The organism is Ruegeria sp. BG11 (genome assembly GCF_056538565.1).
Window position 1 is genome coordinate 76,444 of sequence record NZ_JBQFTH010000003.1, and the last position, 18,893, is coordinate 95,336.

Consider the following 18,893-nt stretch of genomic DNA (forward strand, 5'->3'; position numbering starts at 1 on the left):
TTATGTCTATTCATAAAATGGAGAGCCAAATGACCATCTTCGCGAAGCGCGCATTGCTACCAACAGGTTGGGCAGAAAATGTTAGGCTGGATTTGAAAGACGGGCATATCGCCACTGTGGTCGCAGGCGCAAAAGCGCAGGACGCAGATGTCACGGTCGACACCCTGTTGCCTGCGCTGGCCAACCTTCACAGCCATGCCTTTCAGCGTGCCATGGCAGGGATGACCGAATACCGGCGCGCCGGGCGCGACAGCTTCTGGACGTGGCGCGATGTGATGTATCGTTTCACTGCCCAACTGACGCCCGATCAAATTCAGGCCATCGCCGCACTTGTCTATATGGAGATGCAGGAGGCCGGGTTCGCCTCGGTCGGAGAATTCCACTATCTGCACCATCAACCCGGCGGCGCGCCCTATGAGCGGTTGGCCGAGCTATCCGACCGCATCATGGAAGCCGCCGTCGAAACAGGCATCGGCCTCACGCATCTGCCCGTCCTCTACTCCTATGCAGGGGTCGGAGAAGTGCCTTTGGAACCCGGGCAACAGCGGTTCGGCAACGACGTGACCCGTTTCCTGCGACTGGTGGACGAGGCCAAAGCGGCCAGCGCCGCATTGCCAGAGGATGTCCGGGTGGGAATTGCCCCGCATTCCCTGCGCGCGACCTCACCCGCCGATTTGAAAGAAGTGCTGAGCCATCACACAGGTTTGGTTCATATCCACATAGCCGAGCAGCCCAAGGAAGTTGCACAGGTGCAGGCTGGCCTGGGCGCGCGCCCGGTCGAATGGCTGCTGGGAAATGCCCCTGTTGACGGGCAGTGGTGCTTGATCCACGCCACACACATGACCGATGAAGAGACGCGCGCCTTGGCGGTCTCCGGCGCTGTCGCTGGCCTTTGCCCAATCACAGAAGCCAATCTGGGCGACGGCCCGTTCAACGGCGCTGTTTACCTCGCTGCAGGCGGCGCATTCGGTGTGGGATCGGATTCAAATGTCCGGATTTCACTGACCGAGGAGCTTCGGACGCTGGAGTATTCCCAACGCCTACGCGACCTTTCACGCAATGTGCTGGTGGTTGGCGAAGGGTCCGTGGGACAAACTCTCTATTGCGGCGCCGCGACTGGTGGAGCGCAAGCGCTGGGTCGCGACGCAGGGCAGATCGCCGAGGGCGCCTTGGCGGACCTTGTTGCCATCGACAGCAGTGATCCGGCGCTGTGCGCTTTGCGACCTGACCAGTTACTGGACGGGCTTGTGTTTGCCGCACAGGACGGAATGGTGACCGACCTCTGGTCGGCTGGGCGGCATAGGGTCAAGGATGGGCATCACGTGGCACGCGACCAGATCGTGACGCGGTACAGAAAAGCCATAGCCGAGATATTGCCTCACTTGTAACGCTCGGCATCCTCTTTACGCGAGGGTCGCCTGCGATACATATTATGAATAAGCTTATTGAGGAAACGGGATCAGATCGTGACGGAACAGAAGAATATCGGTTTTCAGGATATCCGAGACGAGGTGATCAACCGTATCCAAAGCCGCATCTGGCCTCAGGGTAGTTTACTTCCGACCGAGCTGGAACTGGCCGCCGAGTTCGGCTGCGCCCGTGCCACCGTGAACCGCGCGCTGCGCGAATTGGCGGAACAGGGCATCATTACCCGTAAACGCAAAGGCGGCACCCGGGTCGTTACGACCCCGGTCAAACAGGCCAAACTGCCGATCACCGTGGTCCGCCAGACGATTGAGGATATGAATGCCGAATACCGCTATGCGCTTGTCAGCCGCACACAGATCGACTGCCCAGCGTGGCTGCAAGCCAAGCTAGGCCTGCAGGAAGGCGCGCAAATCCTGCATCTTCAATGCATGCATCACGCCGACAACCGCCCCTTTCAGTTCGAAGAACGCTGGATCAGCGTTGATGCCGTACCTCACGTGGTGAATGAGAGCTTTCTGACCGCCGGCCCCAATGAATGGCTGCTATCCGAGGTTCCCTTTTCCAACGCTGAGATCGCCTTCTCGGCGGTTCCGGCCACCGGGCAGTTGCAGGACTTTCTGTCAGTGCCACCGGGCACACCGTTGTTCCAACTGGAACGCACGACATGGTTCCAAAGCAAACCGGTCACATTCGTCAGAATGACCTTCCATCAAGGTTATCAGATGCAGACCACCTACTAACCCCTTTGCCGAAAACGCTCAGACCGTCGCTGGCTGTTTCGGCGGATCAACTTCCTCGGGTTGATAGGTCGGGATTACTCCGATCGGGGGTTTTTCGCGAATGTATTCTCCGATCCGCGCCAACATCGGTTTGCGCGGGCAATTCGGTCGCGTCGCCGCCCCCAGATCGCGCAGATGGCCTGGCCCTTCGAACGGAATAAAGCAAAGCGGCCAATTGTCCCGCTTGAACTGCTCGGCCGCCAGGGCGGAAACAATCGTGCAATCGTCTGAGTGGCAGATATGACGGCAGATCGTCTCGAACCGCAAAGCGGTCAGATCAAAGCGCTTGCCGATACGGCTGGAGGGATCCTGCTTTGGCAACCGATCTTCCAGCGCATAACCGAAACTATGGGGCAGACGGATGAAATCATGCACCGGCACTTCATCGGCAGAGATCCAGGGTAACGTATGCAGCGGATGCCCCTCGCGCAGTGCCAGAAACAGAGGTTCGGACCAGATCGAGGTGAAATCCAGCGCGTCGCTGTTATTGATCTTGGCGACAAGCGCCAGGTCCAGCGTGTGGTCTTCGACCATCTGCAACATGTTTTGCGGCAGGTCTTCGATCATTGTCACCCGCATGCGCGGAAACAAAGTGCTGAACAGCTCCGAAAAATACTGTGTCAGGTACGGCGCCAACGTGGGCGTCATGCCGATGGTAAAAGGCACTGCCTCAGGGTCACGGAACTCGGTCGCTGCGTCACGGATTTTTTGCGCGTCATTCAGCATCCTTGTTGCGATGTCGACGATCCGCGCGCCGCAGGCCGTCGGGCGGACCTCGTTGTTCAGACGCAGGAACAGCTCGACCCCCAACTCCTGTTCGAGTTTCTTGATCTGATTGGACATCGCTGGCTGGGACACGTTGCAGGCCGCGGCGGCCTGACTGAACTGGCCATGCTTTGCGATGGCAATGACGTATTCCAAGTCTCTCAGGTTCATGACGGGGCAATTCAAACAAATGTATAGGTCAAGGTACCTGTGACACTATGCGCTGCCCCCTTGTTTCAGAAGCCCGGACAGCGATTTGAGGGGGATTTGACCCCCACAATTCGTCACAAATAGGTGAAAATTCGTCATCAAATAAGTGAGCGACTCGCGTTTTCCCTCAGCATCGCCGTTTAAATCAAGGCCGCGGCTCGTGAAGACTTCACGAAATCCGTGAGTATTTGCGTTGGTTATACCCCCGATTTGGACCATGAATTTCCGCTGACCACGGGCCAGGCCTACTGATTTGATGCGTCGGTTGCCCGATCAAACGGGCCACCTGCATCACGCATCAAACCAGACGGAGTGACCCATGCTGTCCCAATTCGTAGAAAGCCTGCGCGCCCGTCTCTTGACCACGTCAACACTGGCGCAAGAGACCACACGTGACGGCCAAACCCTTTTCAACAACTTCTTCCAGAACACGATCGTGGATGACACGCCCGCCTTTGTTCTGGCAAATGACTTTTCGCGCCTGCTGAACTTTGGCGAGATCGTCACCAACAACTCCGTCGCCGCCGTTCAGGCGCAGGGTCAGGATGTTGACGTATTCAACTTCCGCTCAGGCGTGATCGAGGCGAATAGCGGCCCCGATGCACTGGCCACAGGTGTTCAGGTCACCGGCAGCGCAGCCGTGCGCAACTTCGGTGAGATCTCGGGCGACTTTAACGGCGTTCAGTTTGCAGGCCCCGACAGCTCGGGCAGCCTGGACAATTTCCGTGGCGGTGTGATCTCCTCCGACAGCCGCTCTGTGGACATTCAGGGCCAGGGCATTGATGTGCGCAACTTCGGCGACATCCTTGGCACCGGAGATCAGCGCAACGGCACGATCTATACCAACAGCACCGCCGAGGATATCTCGATCTCGAACTTCACGGGCGGAACAGTGGATGCCGGTGAAGGAAATCAGGGCGCCGGGATCTCTCTTCAGGTCGGGGATGAGGTTGGCGACCGTGTGGAAACCGATATCTTCAACGGCTTTGGCGGCACCATTCAGGGCCGTGGTCAGGCGGCATCGAACACCGGTCTGGCAGGTGACGGTATCCGCATCAACAACGGTGCCGAGGGCACGATCCTCGAGACCGAGATCCTAAACAGCGGGCTGATCACATCGGAAAGCACCCAAGGCACAGCAGCCGGTATCCGCATCGCGGATGGCGCAAGCGCCGAGGGCGAGATCCTGAACACCTCGACAGGGGTGATCGAGGGTGCTGCAAACGGGCTCTACATCGGTCAGGGCACGCATGATCTAGATGTTCTGAACTTCGGCACGATCCAATCCGACAGCCGCGCGGTGAATATCGATGGCACGGGTGTGAACCTAGTGAACGGCGGCGATATCCTTGGCACAGGCGATCAGCGCAACGGCACCGTTTATGCCGACGGCACCGCTGATGACTTCGCAGTCAACAACCTGATCACCGGCACGATCGACGCTGGCGAAGGCAATGAAGGGTCGGGCTTTGGCGTTGAGATCGGCGAAACTGCGGATGGCGCGTCCTCGTTCACGCTAGACAATTCGGGCACCATTCAGGGTCGCGGCAATGCGGCGGCGGGCTCCAACGCAGCAGGCGATGGTATCCGGGTCGGCAATGTGGGCAACATTGGCGTCACCGATGCGGTCATCAACAACTCGGGCACCATCGACTCCGAGGGCGCAAATGGCACCGTCGCGGGTGTGCGTTTTGTCAACGGCGTGTCGTTCCAGGGTGAGTTCAACAACTCGGGCCAGATTTCGGGCGTTCAGAACGGTGTCTATTTCGGCAACCCGGTTGCCGGCGAAGGTGCGGATCACACTGGTGGTGTTTTCAACAATCTCGAAACCGGAGTGATCTCGTCCGACAGCCGCGCGTTCAATATCGACGGCATCGGGTTGGAAGTGAACAACGCAGGCGAGATCGTCGGCACCGACAGCCAGCGCAACGGCACCGTCTATGCTGATGGCACGGCACAAGACTTCACCTTCAACAACAAAGAAACCGGCGTCGTCGATGCGGGTGAAGGCAATGAAGGGTCTGGCTTTGGCGCGGAGATCGCGGGCGAGAACGCGTTCACGCTGAACAATGACGGTCTGATCCAGGGTCGCGGCAACGCGGCGGCAGGCACCAATGCCGCAGGCGACGGTATCCGCATCGGCAATGTCGGCAACGCTGGCACGTTCACCGGCTCCATCACCAACGCGGGCACCGTCCTGTCGGAAGGTGCAAACGGAACCGTTGGCGCGTTCCGCGCTGTGAACAACGTCAACTTCCAAGGCCAATTGTTCAACGAAGAAGGCGGCGTATTCGCAGGCGTGCAAAACGGTGTCTACTTCGGGACCGGCGATCATAACGGCGGCTCGTTTGTGAACCGTGGAACAGTCACGTCGGACAGCCGTGCGGTGAATATCGACGGTGAGGGGCTTGAGGTCGTCAACGAAGGCGAAATCTTGGGCACCGGCGATCAGCGCAATGGCACCGTCTATGCCGATGGCACTGCCGACAACTACACCTTCAACAACACCGGTCTGGTTGATGCGGGTCTGGGCAACAACGGCTCGGCCGTGTCGCTGCAAACCGGCAATGTTGAAGGCGATATCGTGTCGGCAGCCATTCTGAACGAAGGCACCCTGCAAGGTCGCGGCGACGCGGTTGAGGGCAATCAGGTCGGCGATGGCCTGCGCCTGTTTACCAGCCAGTCCGAGGCCGGATTTGCCGGGGTGGTCGTCAATGAAGGCCTGATCGCAGGGTCCGAGACCTCGGATTCAGCCGCAGGTATCCGCGTTGACGGTGGCCTGAACCTTCTGGGGGCGATCCTGAACGAAGGTGAGATCCGCGGAACGGTCAATGCAATCGACGCCTCAGATGCGGGTGACGTGACCATCGTCAATGACGACGAAGGCGTGATCAACGGCAACGTCCTGCTGGGCGCTGGCGATGACATCTTTGTCGATCTGGGCACCACCAACGGCACTATCGACGGTGGCGCGGGCGACGACGTGCTGATCGCAGGCGATGCGGACAATGTTCTGACCGGTGGTCTGGGCAATGACTTCATCGACGGTGGCGAGGGCATCGACACGGCCGATTTCTCGGATCTGGATGTCGCGGTCGAAGTGCGCCTGGGCGCCAATGGCAACGGCACCGCAACCCGCGATACGGGCTTCAATGTCTCGGTCAAGGACGCCGTGGTCTCTGCCCCCGGTCAGTTCGGCGCGAACATCGCCAATGGTGCGGCTTTTGTGGAACAGGCGCTTCAGGGCAACCTGTACTACAACATCCACACATCGGACTTCCCCGGCGGCGAAATCCGCGGGCAGCTGCTGGTGGACAGTGTCGAGACCGAGCATGGCATCCGCACCGTCACCCTGAGCGGCGGTCTGGACGCGGCGCAGGAACCGGGGCCGACCTCGGACAGCGAAGCCACCGGCGAAGCCTCTCTGGTCATCACCCAAAACCTGAACACAGGTGAGGTGACCTATTCCAGCGAGCTGAGCGTTGTGGGCCCGAACGAGGCCGACCTGAACACCCCGATCCCGGGTGTTGTCTCGGCCATCCATCTGCACAACGCTCCGGCTGGCAACAATGGCCCGGTCGTGCAGGACACGCTGGTGGATGCAGGTGCCACGCTGGATGTGAACGCCACAGGCGGCACGGGTGTCATCGGTCAGGACGTCATCGACAACCAGATCGAGGTCGATGTTCTGCAGTCGATCGAGAATGTTATCGGGTCCGACGATGGTGACATCATCATCGGCAGCGATCTGGACAACAAACTCAGCGGTGGTGACGGCGATGACCTGATCTCGGGTGAGGGTGGCAATGACATCCTGATCGGTGGCGAAGGTGCGGATACCTTCACCTTCGGCGCGAACTTCGGAAACGACGTGATCCAGGACTTCGAAGTTGGCCTCGACCAGCTGCAATTCGGAGATTTCGGTCCCGATTTCGGCGGCGCGGTGAATGTCGCACAGGATGGCAACGACGCCGTGATCTCGTTCGGCACCGAAGGCTCGGTCCGTCTGGCGGGCGTCAACACCACCGACCTGACCGAAGACGACTTCGTCGCTTAATCGAAAACGGACGGGGCGGGTCACACCGCCCCGTTTGCCAAACCGGAAAAGGGCAAGACGATGTTTCAGAAATCCAACCCCGTACAAACCGCATGGGCCTCGTTGCGCAAAGGGTTTGTTGCCGTCGCTTTCTTCAGCCTGTTTCTCAACCTGCTGATGCTGGCCGGGCCGCTTTACATGCTGCAGGTCTATGACCGGGTCCTGACCAGCCAGAATGTCGATACGCTGATCGCGCTGACCCTTTTGCTAGGTGGCGTCTTTGTCGTGATCGCCTGTCTCGACCTTATGCGGATGCGTATCCTTGGCCGCTTGGCCGCCCGGTTCGAAATGGCCGTCGGCGCGCCTGTTCTGGGGGCCGCCATGCGCCGCCGGGTTCAGGGCGAAGCGCAAAGCGCCGAGAATCTGGTCGACGACGTTAACGGATTTCGCGAGTTCATCTCTGGCTCGACCCTGACCGCCTTTTTCGACGCGCCGTGGATTCCCATTTACCTGCTGGTCCTCTATGTCCTGCACCCCCTGCTGGGTCTGCTGGGACTGGCCGGAGCTGTCACCCTGACCGTCATGGCGCTGATCAACAACGCCCGTGCGCAGAAACCGATGCGAAACGCCGCCGAGGCCCGAGGGCGCTCGGACGCGCTGTTCAAGACTTCGGATCGCAATGCCGAACTGGTCCATGCGCTGGGCATGAAAACCGATCTGGTGCGCCGCTGGACCGCCCTGCAAATCGACGCGCACGCGCATAAAACATGCGCGGCTGACCGTATCGCTGGCTTTTCGGTCCTGTCCAAGACCATCCGTATGGGCCTGCAATCGGCCATTCTGGGTCTGGGTGCAGCCCTTGCCATAACGGGCGAATCCACTGCAGGCGTCATGATCGCCGCGACCATCGTTTTGGCCCGCGCGCTGGCACCAATTGATCAGCTCATCGGCCAATGGCGTGGTTTTCTGGCCGCGCGCGGATCCTACGCCAAGATCAAAGCTCTGACAGAGGACTTTGCCGAGGACGCACCCAACCTGCACCTGCCCCGCGCCTTCAAGACACTTGACGTGAAAATCGCTCAGGCCGGTCCGCCGCGCGCAATCAATGCCACCATTCTGGGTATCGACTTCGATCTGGCCGCAGGCGACGTTCTGGCTGTCATCGGCCATAGCGGCTCCGGCAAGACGACGCTGGGCAAGATGCTGGCCGGAATCTGGCATCCGCAACGGGGTGAGATTTTACTGGATGGCAGCCCGATGTCGAAATGGAACGCCGAGGATCTGGGCAAACAGATCGGCTATCTGCCGCAGGATGTCGAGCTGTTCGACGGCACGATCCGCGAAAACATCGCTCGTTTTTCTGTCGCCATCGACGACGCCGAGGTTTTCCGCGTCGCGCAGGAGGCTGGCATTCACGAGATGATCAGCGCTTTGCCCGACGGCTATGAAACGCGCATCGGTCAGGGGTTCTTTCTGTCCGGCGGTCAGCGGCAGCGTCTGGCCCTGGCCCGCGCGCTCTATGGCGATCCGTTTGTGCTGGTGCTGGATGAGCCGAACTCGGATCTGGATGCCGAAGGGGAACAGGCCTTGCGCGTTGCCATTCTGGCCACTCAGGCCCGCGGCTCCATCGCCATCGTCATGACCCACCGCCCCGCAACCTTGCAGGCCGCTAACAAGGTCATGGTCATGCGCAACGGCTCCCAGACCCAGTTTGGCGACAAGGACGACGTGCTGAAAGTCAATCGCCGCAATGTTCTGGACAGCTCGGGCAAGGGCACTCGCCCGACCCCTCAACCCGTCCCGGAAACGCAAATCACAGGAGCAGCCCAATGACACAGATTGTCCCGCACAACGCCTCTCGCAATGCGCTGTCGCTGAATGAGGCAGAGTTCATCGACATCTCGGACGCTTCCCCCCGGATTGGACGCTATGTCTGGGTTGGCGTGATCACCCTAATGGCCTTTGTCGGAGGCAGCGCCTACTGGGCCTTCGCCTCGAAACTGGACGGGGCGGTGGTTGCCCCTGCCTCATTCGTGGTCGAAGGCGATCGCAAAACGGTGGAGCATCTGGACGGCGGCATCATCCGTGACATCCTGATTGCCGACGGAGATTTCGTTCAGGCAGGCCAACCCCTGATCCGGCTGGACAGCACCGATATCGACGTCGACCTGAACGTGTTGGGCAGCCAGATGGGCGAGCTTTCGGTCCGCCGCGCCCGCCTGCTGGCACAGATGAGCGGTCAGGACCGGTTTGATGAGGCCTCGGCCATGGCCGGTTTTGAGGCGGGAATGGAGAGGCTGCATTGGACGTCCGCCTATCTGACGCAGAAGCAGCTGTTTGACGCCGAAGCCCGCGCCCGCCAGACAGAAATCCGGATCAACGAACAGCGGATATCGGGCCTGAAGGATGAGGCGCAGGGGCTGGCCGAACAGCGTGTCAGGACCCAGAACCAAATCGAGATCACGCTGACCGAACTGACCAACCTGCAGACCCTGCTGGGCAAAGGGTTGGTGGCAGCCACCCGCGTCAGCTCGCGCCAGATTGAGCTGCAGCGTCTCTACGGCGTCGATGCTTCGCTGCGCACCCAGATCGCGCAGGCTGAAAATCAAGTTAGAGAGCTGGAACTGACGCTGATCAGCCAGCAAAAGCTGCGGGATGAGGTGATCGCGGGTGAGCTTGCGGTCGTCGAAGCACAGCTTGATCTGGTGCGCCCGCAATATGCAGGCACCGCCGAGCGCCGCAAGCGGATCGAGCTTTTGGCCCCAACCGGCGGACGGGTGGTCAATCTGGCGGCCTCGACCACAGGCGGTGTTATTCGTCCGGGCGAACACATCATGGAAATTGTCCCGGCGGATCAGGCGCTGATTGTCGAGGCACGGGTCAAGACCGGTGACATTGACAAGCTGCGGATCGGCCAGTCCACCCGCATTCGTCTGTCCGCATTTGCACAGGCAGACGTCCCCGAGGCCAGCGGCAAGATTTTCGATATCTCGGCCGACGCTTTGGAAGATGAACGCACGGGCGAGCCCTACTACAAGGCGCGGGTCAAACTTGGCGCCCAGCAGCCCGAAGCGGTGGCCGCGCTGGATCTCGTGCCCGGCATGCCGGCTGATCTGTTCGTCAATACCGGCGAGAGGGCCGTGATCGCCTATCTGTCACAGCCCATCAGCGACCGGTTGGCGAAAACCTTTATCGAGTGAGTGGGTACTCAGTTAACGAGTAAAATGTTAACCAGTGGGAATGGTCTGCAGATGGGGCTGCAGGCCATTTCACTTTGTCAAACGCCGTAGCGGGCCATGAACATGTCGACAGCTTGCAGGGCAACCTCGTCGATCTCGGCCTGAGAGAACTCTTCCTGAATACCAAAGGCAGCGCGCAGCCACAGGCGCACTTTGCACAGCTCGGCGAATTGTTCGGCCGCGATCGTCACGTCCTCGATTACCAGTTCACCCTTTGCAACGGCCTTTTCCAGATACTCGACCATCTTGCGCTGACCGTTCTGAGGCCCAGCTTCATAAAAAACGCGTCCAAGTTCCGGGAATCGATCCCGTTCAGCCACGCAAACGCGGAATATCTGGCGATTGAAATCCGACACGAAAAAGCTGACCAACTGCGTCGCGGTAATCGTCAGAACCTCGCGCACGGGTTTGGTTTCGTCGATCATCGAGATTACACGCTCGGCCATGCGGCTGCATTCAGTCTGTGCCACCTCGATAAACAGCAGACGCTTGTCGGGAAAATAGCTATAGAGCGTCGCCTTCGAAACACCCGCCGCCCTTGCGATGTCATCCACGCTGGCCCCCTCGAACCCATCCGCGAGAAAAACTTCTCGGGCCCCGCGCAGAACCTGGTCGAATTTTCGGCCGGTGCGCAGGATGGTGGCGGATTGGGTCATGATGGCTCCTTCAGCGGGTTGTGGATCGAATTTATAAACCGATCTGTTCAGACACAAGGATTCTTGGTGTTTTCTGACGGGCCGTCACGCAAAACGCCGTTCGATCCGTGACTTGAAGGTCGCGCAATCCATGTTAGGAGGGTACCCATGGTCGAGATTTTTCTGCGCACCCTTCCCTTCTTCGTGATCATCGGCCTGGGTTACTGGGCCGGGCGCACGCGGTTTTTCACAGAGGAAGCCACCGCCTATCTGACGAAATTCGTCTTTTTCTTTGCCCTGTCGGCCATGCTTTTCCGATTTGCCGCCACCCTACCCTTTGCTGAGATATTCAATGGGCGGCTGATCATCGGTTATCTGATCGGCACACTAGCGGTCTATGCTCTGGCGTCACTGGTGGCATGGATACGGGGCCTCGACATCCCGACCGCCGCGGTTGAGGCCCAGTGTGCCGCCATCGGCAATGTCGGGTTTCTCGGCCTACCCATGCTGGCCATGCTGCTGTCCGAGGCCGCGATCGGACCCGTCATGCTGATCCTTGCGGTGGATCTGGTCGTGTTTTCCTCGCTCATTGTAATCCTGATCAATGGCGGCCGGGACGGAAAGCTGACGGTCAAAACGCTGCGCCTGATCGGGGTCGGGTTGCTTAAGAATCCGATGATCGTGTCGATCTCGGCCGGATTGATCTGGTCGGCGCTGCAGATCCCGGTCCCTGGTCCGATGAATGATTTTCTGACCATTCTGGGTGGGGCCGCAACGCCCGGCGCACTGTTTGCAATCGGCGCCTCGCTGGCTGGTAAATCGGCGGAGCGGGTCCAAATCGCGGGCTGGCTGAGCTTTTGCAAGCTGATCGTCCACCCCGCCTGTGTCGCTGTCGCCCTGCTGTGGCTGGTTCCAGTCGATACATTCTCGGCCACGGTTGCAATTGCCGCCGCTGCGTTACCGGTTGCGGGCAATGTCTACATGCTGGCCGCACATTATGGGGTCGCGCCTCATCGCGCCTCGGCTGCGATCCTGCTGTCTACGGCGGCCAGTATTTTGACGGTTCCGCTGATCATCGGATGGCTTACCGCTTTGTGAACTTGCAACCCCACCAAAAAGTCATGCACATGGCGGCCACCGCACTTTACGCGACGTCCTTAGGGCGATAGCCATGGCGCGACCCTAGATTAAGGACTCGACCAGATGGAAACCCTTTCGGAAAATGCCTGTTTTGGTGGTGTGCAAGGTGTCTACCGCCATGCCTCAACCGCTTGCCAATGCGATATGACTTTTGGCCTGTTCCTGCCTGCCGAGGCCAAGGACGGCCCCGTTCCGGTGTTGTGGTACCTGTCTGGCCTGACCTGCACCCATGAAAACGCGATGACCAAGGCCGGTGCACAGGCCTGGGCCGCCGAACAGGGCATCGCCATCGTGTTCCCCGACACATCGCCCCGCGGCGAAGGCGTCGCCGACCACGAAGACTATGATCTTGGCCAAGGCGCGGGTTTCTACGTCAACGCAACGCAAACCCCGTGGGCGCCCCATTTCAACATGTGGGACTATATGGCCGAGGAACTGCCCGCTCTGATCGCTGAGAATTTTGCCATCGACACGGACCGTCAGGCCATCACTGGCCATTCGATGGGTGGCCATGGTGCGCTGACACTCGCGATGAACCTGCCGGGACGCTATCGCTCGGTCTCAGCCTTTGCGCCAATCTCGAACCCGACCGGCGCGGATTGGGGCCGCAAACAGCTGAGCGCCTATCTGGGCGATGATGAGGCCGTTTGGGCCAAGCATGACGCCTCGCTCCTGATGAAAGAGGTCGGGTTTGACGGCCCTGTTCTTATCGACACCGGTGCCAGCGACCAGTTCATCGACCTCCTGCGCCCCGAAACTTTGGCGTCGGCCATCGCCGAGCGCCGCCAGCAGGCGACCTATCGTCTGCAACCAGGCTATGACCATTCGTATTTCTTCGTGTCCACCTTCATGGAAGACCACATCACGTTCCACGCCGAAGCGCTGTACGGAGACTGAGGCATGAGCAAATATGACTATGACCTGATCATCATCGGGTCTGGCCCCTCGGGCCGGTCGGCAGCGATTCAGGCGGGCAAGCTGAAGCGTCGGGTGTTGGTGATCGACCGGCACGACCGTTTCGGAGGCGTCTCGGTGCATACCGGCACGATCCCGTCCAAAACCCTGCGTGAAACCGTGCTGAACCTTTCGGGTTGGCGCGAACGCAGCTTTTACGGCCGTTCTTATCGGGTCAAGGAGCAGATCCGCGCTGAGGACCTGAAGGCCCGGCTGCACATGACACTCGACCACGAAGTTGACGTGCTAGAGCATCAGTTCAACCGAAACCATGTAGATACTCTGAACGGGCTGGCCTCGTTCACGGGCCCGCATGAGATCGAAGTGGCGACGGATAGCGGTGAGAAAACCCGCCTGACCGCCGCAAAGTTTCTGATTGCGACCGGAACCAAGACCTATCGCCCTGACTATGTGCCTTTCAACGGCAAAACCGTTGTGGATGGCGATGAGTTTCTTGAAATGGCCGAGATCCCTCGGTCGCTGGTCGTGATCGGTGCCGGGGTGATTGGCGTAGAATACGCAACTATGTTCTCGGCCCTGGATGTCCGTGTCACCCTGATCGAGCCGCGCGACACCTTCCTTGATTTCATCGACAAACGCCTGATCCACGATTTCACTCATCAAATCCGCGAAAACGGGGTGGATCTGCGGCTCGGCTCGGCCGTCGAAAAGATCGAAGATGCGGGCGAGCATGTCGAGGTCACTCTTGAGAACGGCCGTCACGTTCGGGCCGAGATGCTGTTGTTTGCTGCCGGACGCATGGGCGCGACCTCGACGCTGCATCTGAAGGCTGTTGGCGTTGAAACCGATCACCGCAACCGGATCAGCGTGGATCGCAAGACCTACCAGACCGAAGTACCGCATGTTTACGCTACAGGAGACGTGATCGGGCACCCTTCGCTAGCCTCTACCTCTCTGCAACAGGGACGCGTGGCGGCCTGTCACGCGCTTGAAACCCCGACTCTGCCGGAAAGCCCGTGGTATCCGTATGGGATCTACTCCGTGCCCGAAATCTCGACCTGCGGCATGTCCGAGGAAGAATTGCAGGAGCGCGGCATCCCCTATGAGGTCGGCGTGGCGCGGTTCCGCGAAACCTCGCGCGGGCATATCATGGGGTTGGAACATGGCATGTTGAAAATGCTGTTTTCCCTGAAGACCCGCCGGGTGCTTGGTGTGCAGATAGTGGGCGAAGGCGCGACCGAGCTGATCCATATCGCGCAGGCTGTACTGAACCTGAAGGGTACCGTGGATTACTTCGTGCAGAACACGTTCAACTATCCGACGCTGGCCGAGGCCTATAAGATCGCGGGCCTTGATGCCTTCAACCGGATGCCGATCCCCGAAGAGTTCAAGGTCAAGAAAAAGCCTGTTGAGCCTGCAAAGAAAGAGGCAAAGAAGGCGTGACAACGCTCTATGTCGATGGGGACGCCTGCCCGGTCAAAGCTGAGGCTGAGCGGGTCGCGAACCGGCACAAGGTGCCTATGGCGCTGGTGTCGAATGGCGGGTTGCGGCCATCGGCAAACCCTCTGGTGCAGGTCGTCATTGTCGCCGAGGGCGCGGATGAGGCGGACAAGTGGATCGCAGAGCGTTGCGGTTCCGGCGATGTCGTGGTCACCTCGGACATCCCGCTGGCCGCCAAGTGCGTCGAGGCCGGTGCCCGTGTGCTGCGGCCCAATGGCGAGGCATTCACAGCCGCCAATATCGGCCAGCAACTGGCGATGCGCGACCTGATGGCGGATTTGCGGGCGGCTAACCCTCTGGGCGCAGGGGGTGGCGGCAAACCGTTTCGAAAAGCCGATCGCTCGCGTTTCTTGGATGCGTTGGAGCGGGAATTGCGGGCGGCGCAACGCAGCTGACCCTCCCGCCAGTTAAGGACGCATCAAAGATGCGCCCTCGCCTGTTGGGCCAGGCAGCGCGTGCCGCGCTGCGGGTGCGCCCAGCTATGCAGCGGCAGGGGTCGGCCCTCGGTTCTCGCGAATGGGCAGGTGGACAATCGCGCTGAACGCGCCCACGGCGATACCGATCCACCAAACCATCGTGTAGTCGCCATAGACGTCATACATCCGCCCGCCCAGCCAGATACCAAGGAAACTGCCAAGTTGGTGGCTGAGAAAAACAATTCCATACAGCGTACCCATGTAGCGCAGACCATAGAGATGCGCGACCAGACCGGATGTCAGCGGTATTGTAGCCAGCCAGAGAGAGCCCATAACCAACGAAAAAACGATGACCGAAACTGGGGTGATCGGAAACATGATGAACACGACAGCAGCCAGCGTGCGCGCCGTATATACGATGGCCAGCAAGTATTTCTTTGGAAAGTGGTTCCCCGCCCAGCCTGCCAATAGCGTGCCGCCGATATTAGCCAGCCCAATCAGCGAAATGGACAACGCACCCAAGGCGGACGTGGTCGTAATGCCTATCGAATGCAGCACGCCACCCGGCTGGATGGGGCCGCACATCTCGGTCACGAATGCTGGGAAGTGAGCTGTGATAAAGCCGAGCTGATAGCCACAACTGAAAAAGCCGAGTGAGATCAGCGTGTAAGACGGATCTCGGAGAGCACGCCCCAAGATCTGGCCCATGCTTTCTTCCAACTCTGCTTTACTGCTTGGCTGAGGCGCGCGCATGAAAGGCAGGATCAGCACCAGGCAGAGAATTGCGACGGCGAACACAATATAAACCTGATGCCAGGGCAGGAAGGTCAGCATCCATTCGGCCGTAGGCGCACCGAGAACCTGACCGAAACTGCCCGCAGCCGTGACGATGGCTAAAGACATGGATCGGTTTTCGTCAGAGGACGCCCGACCAACCACAGCCAGAACCACGCCGAAGCCGGTCCCTGCAATGCCAAACCCGACCAACCATGCGTAGATCTGGTGTTCAAACGGAGTGACGGACCAGGCTGAAAGCACCATACCAGCGGCATAAGTCAACGCACCAAGAACGATGGCCTTTCGGTCGCCGATCTTTTCAGCGATAGCGCCAAAGATCGGCTGCCCGATCCCCCAGGCCAGGTTCTGGATCGCAATTGCCATTGAGAAATCGGTGCGCAGCCAGCCGAACTCAGAGGCGATCGGAATCTGGAACACCCCAAACGAGGCGCGCACCGCGAAACTGACTGTAATGATGATACAGCCCACGATCAGAATTGGATTCAGCAGACGTGCGGAGTGCGGCATTAGGACCTCAGACAAACAAGTCTTGCGACGCTACTGTTTTTCGTCGGCCCGTCAATTCAGTAGATTTGCGGTTCGGCATAAGGAAAATTGATGCGTGCCTGAAAATGCCTGCTTTTCAACGCGTAGTGCGGGCGCTATGGCTCAAACCCATGACGGATCTGATTTCGCTTTATAACGAACGTATCTCCGATGGGTCTCTGACGCGGGATGACGCGCAGGAAGCCGTTCTGCCGCATTTCGAGCGTATCCGGGCCGAGTTGAGCGCGCCGGTGAAGCGGGGATTGTTCCGCAAGGCTCCGCCGCCGCCCAAAGGGTTGTACCTGTGGGGCGGGGTTGGACGTGGGAAGTCCATGCTGATGGATATGTTCGTCGATGCGCTGGAAGATATACCGGCGCGGAGGGTACATTTTCACGCGTTCATGCAGGAAATCCATGCGGGTATGCACAAGGCACGCAAGGATGGTGTTGAAGACGCGCTAGCCCCGGTCGCGCAGGATGTCGTGAAATCGGTAAAGCTGCTGGCGTTTGACGAAATGCAGATCACCGATATTACCGATGCCATGATCGTCGGACGCCTGTTTGATCTGCTGCATGCGGGGGGTGTGGTCATCGTAACGACCTCGAACCGCCATCCGGATGATCTGTACAAGAACGGTTTGAATCGACAGCTGTTTTTGCCCTTCATCGCCCATATCAAAGAGCAGCTTCAGATATGGGAGCTGGTCTCGCCGACCGACTACCGCCAGAACCGTCTTGAGGGCGCGCCGGTTTATTTCTCACCAATCGGCCCGGAGGCGCGTGAGAAGATACGCGACGTTTGGGCGGATTTGTCGGGAGGCACGGCAGAACCCTTGGTTCTGCAGGTCAAAGGTCGCGCCGTTGAACTACCAGCTTTTCGCAATGGGGTCGCGCGGGCTTCGTTCTATGACCTGTGTGGACGGATGTTAGGGCCTGGGGACTATCTGGCCATCGCTGAAACGGTCAAGGTTCTGGTGCTAGAGGATATTCCCCGTCTGTCCCGCAACAACTTCAATGAGGCCAAACGCTTTGTGACGCTGATCGACGCGCTGTATGAGGCCAAGGTTCGGTTGATCTGTTCTGCAGCGGCTGAGCCCGAGATGCTGTATGTTGAGGGCGAAGGGACCTTTGAGTTTGAGCGCACCGCGTCGCGCCTAAGGGAAATGCAGGATCAGGATTGGGGGAAGTAGGGGCGTTGCCAAGTCGTCGATCGCACTGTTGGTTGGCACACGTCGCACTTGTCAATTTTGGCCAAATGCCTTGATGCCGCAGCAAATAGATTGGTGCCAAGGCGATAACCGCGCTATCAAGCTGATGTGTTCGGTAAATTTGGACGGCGAGGGCGGCTGCTTGCTCTAATTGACTATTGCCGCGGCGAACGTCAGCCTAGAGCCCAAAGCGAACTTTCTGATCCGCTTTTATCGCTCAAACCTGTTGTACCTTATAACGCAACAGCACGAGACGATGTATCCAAACACCCTAAGACTGCGGAGTGGTCATGCCAGGATGTCTACCGATACGGAGTTACGTCAACCTTTGTTGCTGGGTTCAAATCATCGTTCGGGTCCGTAAAGACGCCTTCTGGAAAGGACACTGAGATGGGCCGATCTTTCGTGTCCATGCAAAGCATGTGATTGTTGTCCCCGTCACCCAGGTTGGCCAGCGCGAGCGGCTTCACTTCACGACGGGTCCCATCGGCGGCCTCAACGGTAATAGTATATAGATCGCGTTCTGCCTCACCTGGTTCGCTGCCATCCTTCAGCGTCACACCCCCTTCCCACGTCACACGGATCGCCTGAACTATACCTTCCGTCGGGCAGAGGCTGCCCCTGACGCGACGCGGACCCAAAGTGCCGACTAATGTCCAGTCCTCCACGACTTCGGCCAAAACAATCGATGGTCCGTCTTCTAAGGGTATGACCGATACACTAGCTCCCTGAAAATCAAGTATGCCGTCGATCGACTGCAAATGCCCGACGACGTCAACCCTAACCGGTGGGTCGCTTTCGGCAGGTCCCAATTGCCCTATCAAAAGAACCGTGCGCAACTCACCAGGGTCTGTAGCTGGGAGCACGGAAGCGCAGTGCATCTTCCCCGATGCGCCTGACCGTGTTGTGACTTTAAAATCCCCGGCTTGCATAGTCGCGATGTCTATCTCAGTAGAAAAGATCACGGGCATTCCGGTGTTGCCCTCAGACCCCCTGCAAATCACATTGGAGACGCGTGGAAGTGCGTCAAGCCCGTGGAAGGCCGAGAGGAGTTTAGCGGATTGTCCATTCATCTCTCTAGGCAGGCCAGCATCTGGCGTCGTGTCAAAGAGGTCGCGATTGGATATGTTGTCAGTCCAAGACCCCGGTCCATACATTATGAACCAAACAACTCCGGCGCTGATTGCCGCCGTCACACCTAGCGAGCCGGCGATGATGGTCCGCTTCGGAATGCCCTTGATCACACAAGTTACCTCTGCACGCTGTGGGTCGCGGATTCAATTCTTACCGTAAGCTTCC

Annotated in this window: 14 protein-coding genes; 10 read left to right on the forward strand and 4 right to left on the reverse strand. The window is 59.1% G+C overall.

Annotated features, from left to right (window positions below):
- Window positions 1–29 precede the first annotated feature (29 nt).
- Both ACR0JF_RS06450 and ACR0JF_RS06455 read left to right on the forward strand, forming a co-directional pair.
- On the forward strand, window positions 30–1,388 hold the full coding sequence (locus ACR0JF_RS06450) for a formimidoylglutamate deiminase (RefSeq protein WP_170659309.1): 1,359 nt from the start codon (window positions 30–32) through the stop codon (window positions 1,386–1,388).
- A gap of 78 nt (window positions 1,389–1,466) precedes the next feature.
- Window positions 1,467–2,168, forward strand: coding sequence for a GntR family transcriptional regulator (locus tag ACR0JF_RS06455; protein ID WP_170659310.1), 702 nt, complete (start codon window positions 1,467–1,469; stop codon window positions 2,166–2,168).
- A gap of 18 nt (window positions 2,169–2,186) precedes the next feature.
- Here ACR0JF_RS06455 and ACR0JF_RS06460 read toward each other — a convergent pair whose 3' ends face one another.
- Window positions 2,187–3,143 carry a LysR substrate-binding domain-containing protein gene (locus ACR0JF_RS06460; protein WP_170659311.1) on the reverse strand — a complete coding sequence of 319 codons (957 nt, stop codon included), beginning with the start codon at window positions 3,141–3,143 and terminating at the stop codon, window positions 2,187–2,189.
- A gap of 358 nt (window positions 3,144–3,501) precedes the next feature.
- On the opposite strand from ACR0JF_RS06460, the gene ACR0JF_RS06465 reads away from it, so the two are divergent.
- The 3 genes from ACR0JF_RS06465 to ACR0JF_RS06475 are packed head-to-tail and all read left to right on the forward strand — an operon-like array spanning window position 3,502 to window position 10,418.
- Window positions 3,502–7,239 carry a CHRD domain-containing protein gene (locus tag ACR0JF_RS06465; protein WP_170659312.1) on the forward strand — a complete coding sequence of 1,246 codons (3,738 nt, stop codon included), beginning with the start codon at window positions 3,502–3,504 and terminating at the stop codon, window positions 7,237–7,239.
- Between the two features lie 60 nt (window positions 7,240–7,299).
- Complete coding sequence (locus tag ACR0JF_RS06470) at window positions 7,300–9,051, forward strand: type I secretion system permease/ATPase (protein ID WP_170659313.1); 1,752 nt, start codon at window positions 7,300–7,302, stop codon at window positions 9,049–9,051.
- Complete coding sequence (locus ACR0JF_RS06475; RefSeq protein WP_170659314.1) at window positions 9,048–10,418, forward strand: HlyD family type I secretion periplasmic adaptor subunit; 1,371 nt, start codon at window positions 9,048–9,050, stop codon at window positions 10,416–10,418. Before ACR0JF_RS06470 ends, ACR0JF_RS06475 begins: the two co-directional genes overlap by 4 nt.
- A 77-nt stretch (window positions 10,419–10,495) precedes the next feature.
- Here ACR0JF_RS06475 and ACR0JF_RS06480 read toward each other — a convergent pair whose 3' ends face one another.
- Window positions 10,496–11,113, reverse strand: a complete 618-nt coding sequence (locus tag ACR0JF_RS06480; RefSeq protein ID WP_170490072.1) for a TetR/AcrR family transcriptional regulator — start codon at window positions 11,111–11,113, stop codon at window positions 10,496–10,498.
- A 147-nt stretch (window positions 11,114–11,260) separates the two neighbouring features.
- On the opposite strand from ACR0JF_RS06480, the gene ACR0JF_RS06485 reads away from it, so the two are divergent.
- The 4 genes from ACR0JF_RS06485 (at window position 11,261) to ACR0JF_RS06500 (ending at window position 15,042) form a co-directional block, all read left to right on the forward strand.
- Window positions 11,261–12,190: an AEC family transporter gene (locus tag ACR0JF_RS06485; RefSeq protein ID WP_170659315.1), complete on the forward strand. Its 930-nt coding sequence runs from the start codon at window positions 11,261–11,263 to the stop codon at window positions 12,188–12,190.
- Window positions 12,191–12,295: 105 nt separating this feature from the next.
- A complete protein-coding gene (gene fghA / locus ACR0JF_RS06490) occupies window positions 12,296–13,129 on the forward strand; it encodes an S-formylglutathione hydrolase (protein WP_170659316.1) in 834 nt (277 codons plus the stop codon).
- A 3-nt stretch (window positions 13,130–13,132) separates the two neighbouring features.
- Window positions 13,133–14,590, forward strand: coding sequence for a Si-specific NAD(P)(+) transhydrogenase (gene sthA / locus ACR0JF_RS06495; RefSeq protein WP_170659317.1), 1,458 nt, complete (start codon window positions 13,133–13,135; stop codon window positions 14,588–14,590).
- Window positions 14,587–15,042, forward strand: coding sequence for a YaiI/YqxD family protein (locus ACR0JF_RS06500; RefSeq protein ID WP_170659318.1), 456 nt, complete (start codon window positions 14,587–14,589; stop codon window positions 15,040–15,042). Before sthA ends, ACR0JF_RS06500 begins: the two co-directional genes overlap by 4 nt.
- Window positions 15,043–15,126: 84 nt before the next feature.
- Here the strand turns inward: ACR0JF_RS06500 and ACR0JF_RS06505 are convergent, their stop codons facing one another.
- Window positions 15,127–16,368 (reverse strand): MFS transporter, encoded by a 1,242-nt coding sequence (locus ACR0JF_RS06505; protein WP_170659319.1) that lies wholly within the window; start codon window positions 16,366–16,368, stop codon window positions 15,127–15,129.
- 149 nt (window positions 16,369–16,517) lie between these two features.
- On the opposite strand from ACR0JF_RS06505, the gene zapE reads away from it, so the two are divergent.
- Window positions 16,518–17,576 (forward strand): cell division protein ZapE, encoded by a 1,059-nt coding sequence (gene zapE, locus ACR0JF_RS06510; RefSeq protein WP_170659320.1) that lies wholly within the window; start codon window positions 16,518–16,520, stop codon window positions 17,574–17,576.
- A 320-nt stretch (window positions 17,577–17,896) separates the two neighbouring features.
- Here zapE and ACR0JF_RS06515 read toward each other — a convergent pair whose 3' ends face one another.
- Entirely contained in the window at window positions 17,897–18,838 is a 942-nt protein-coding gene (locus ACR0JF_RS06515; protein ID WP_170747521.1) for a hypothetical protein, read from the reverse strand.
- Window positions 18,839–18,893 lie beyond the last annotated feature (55 nt).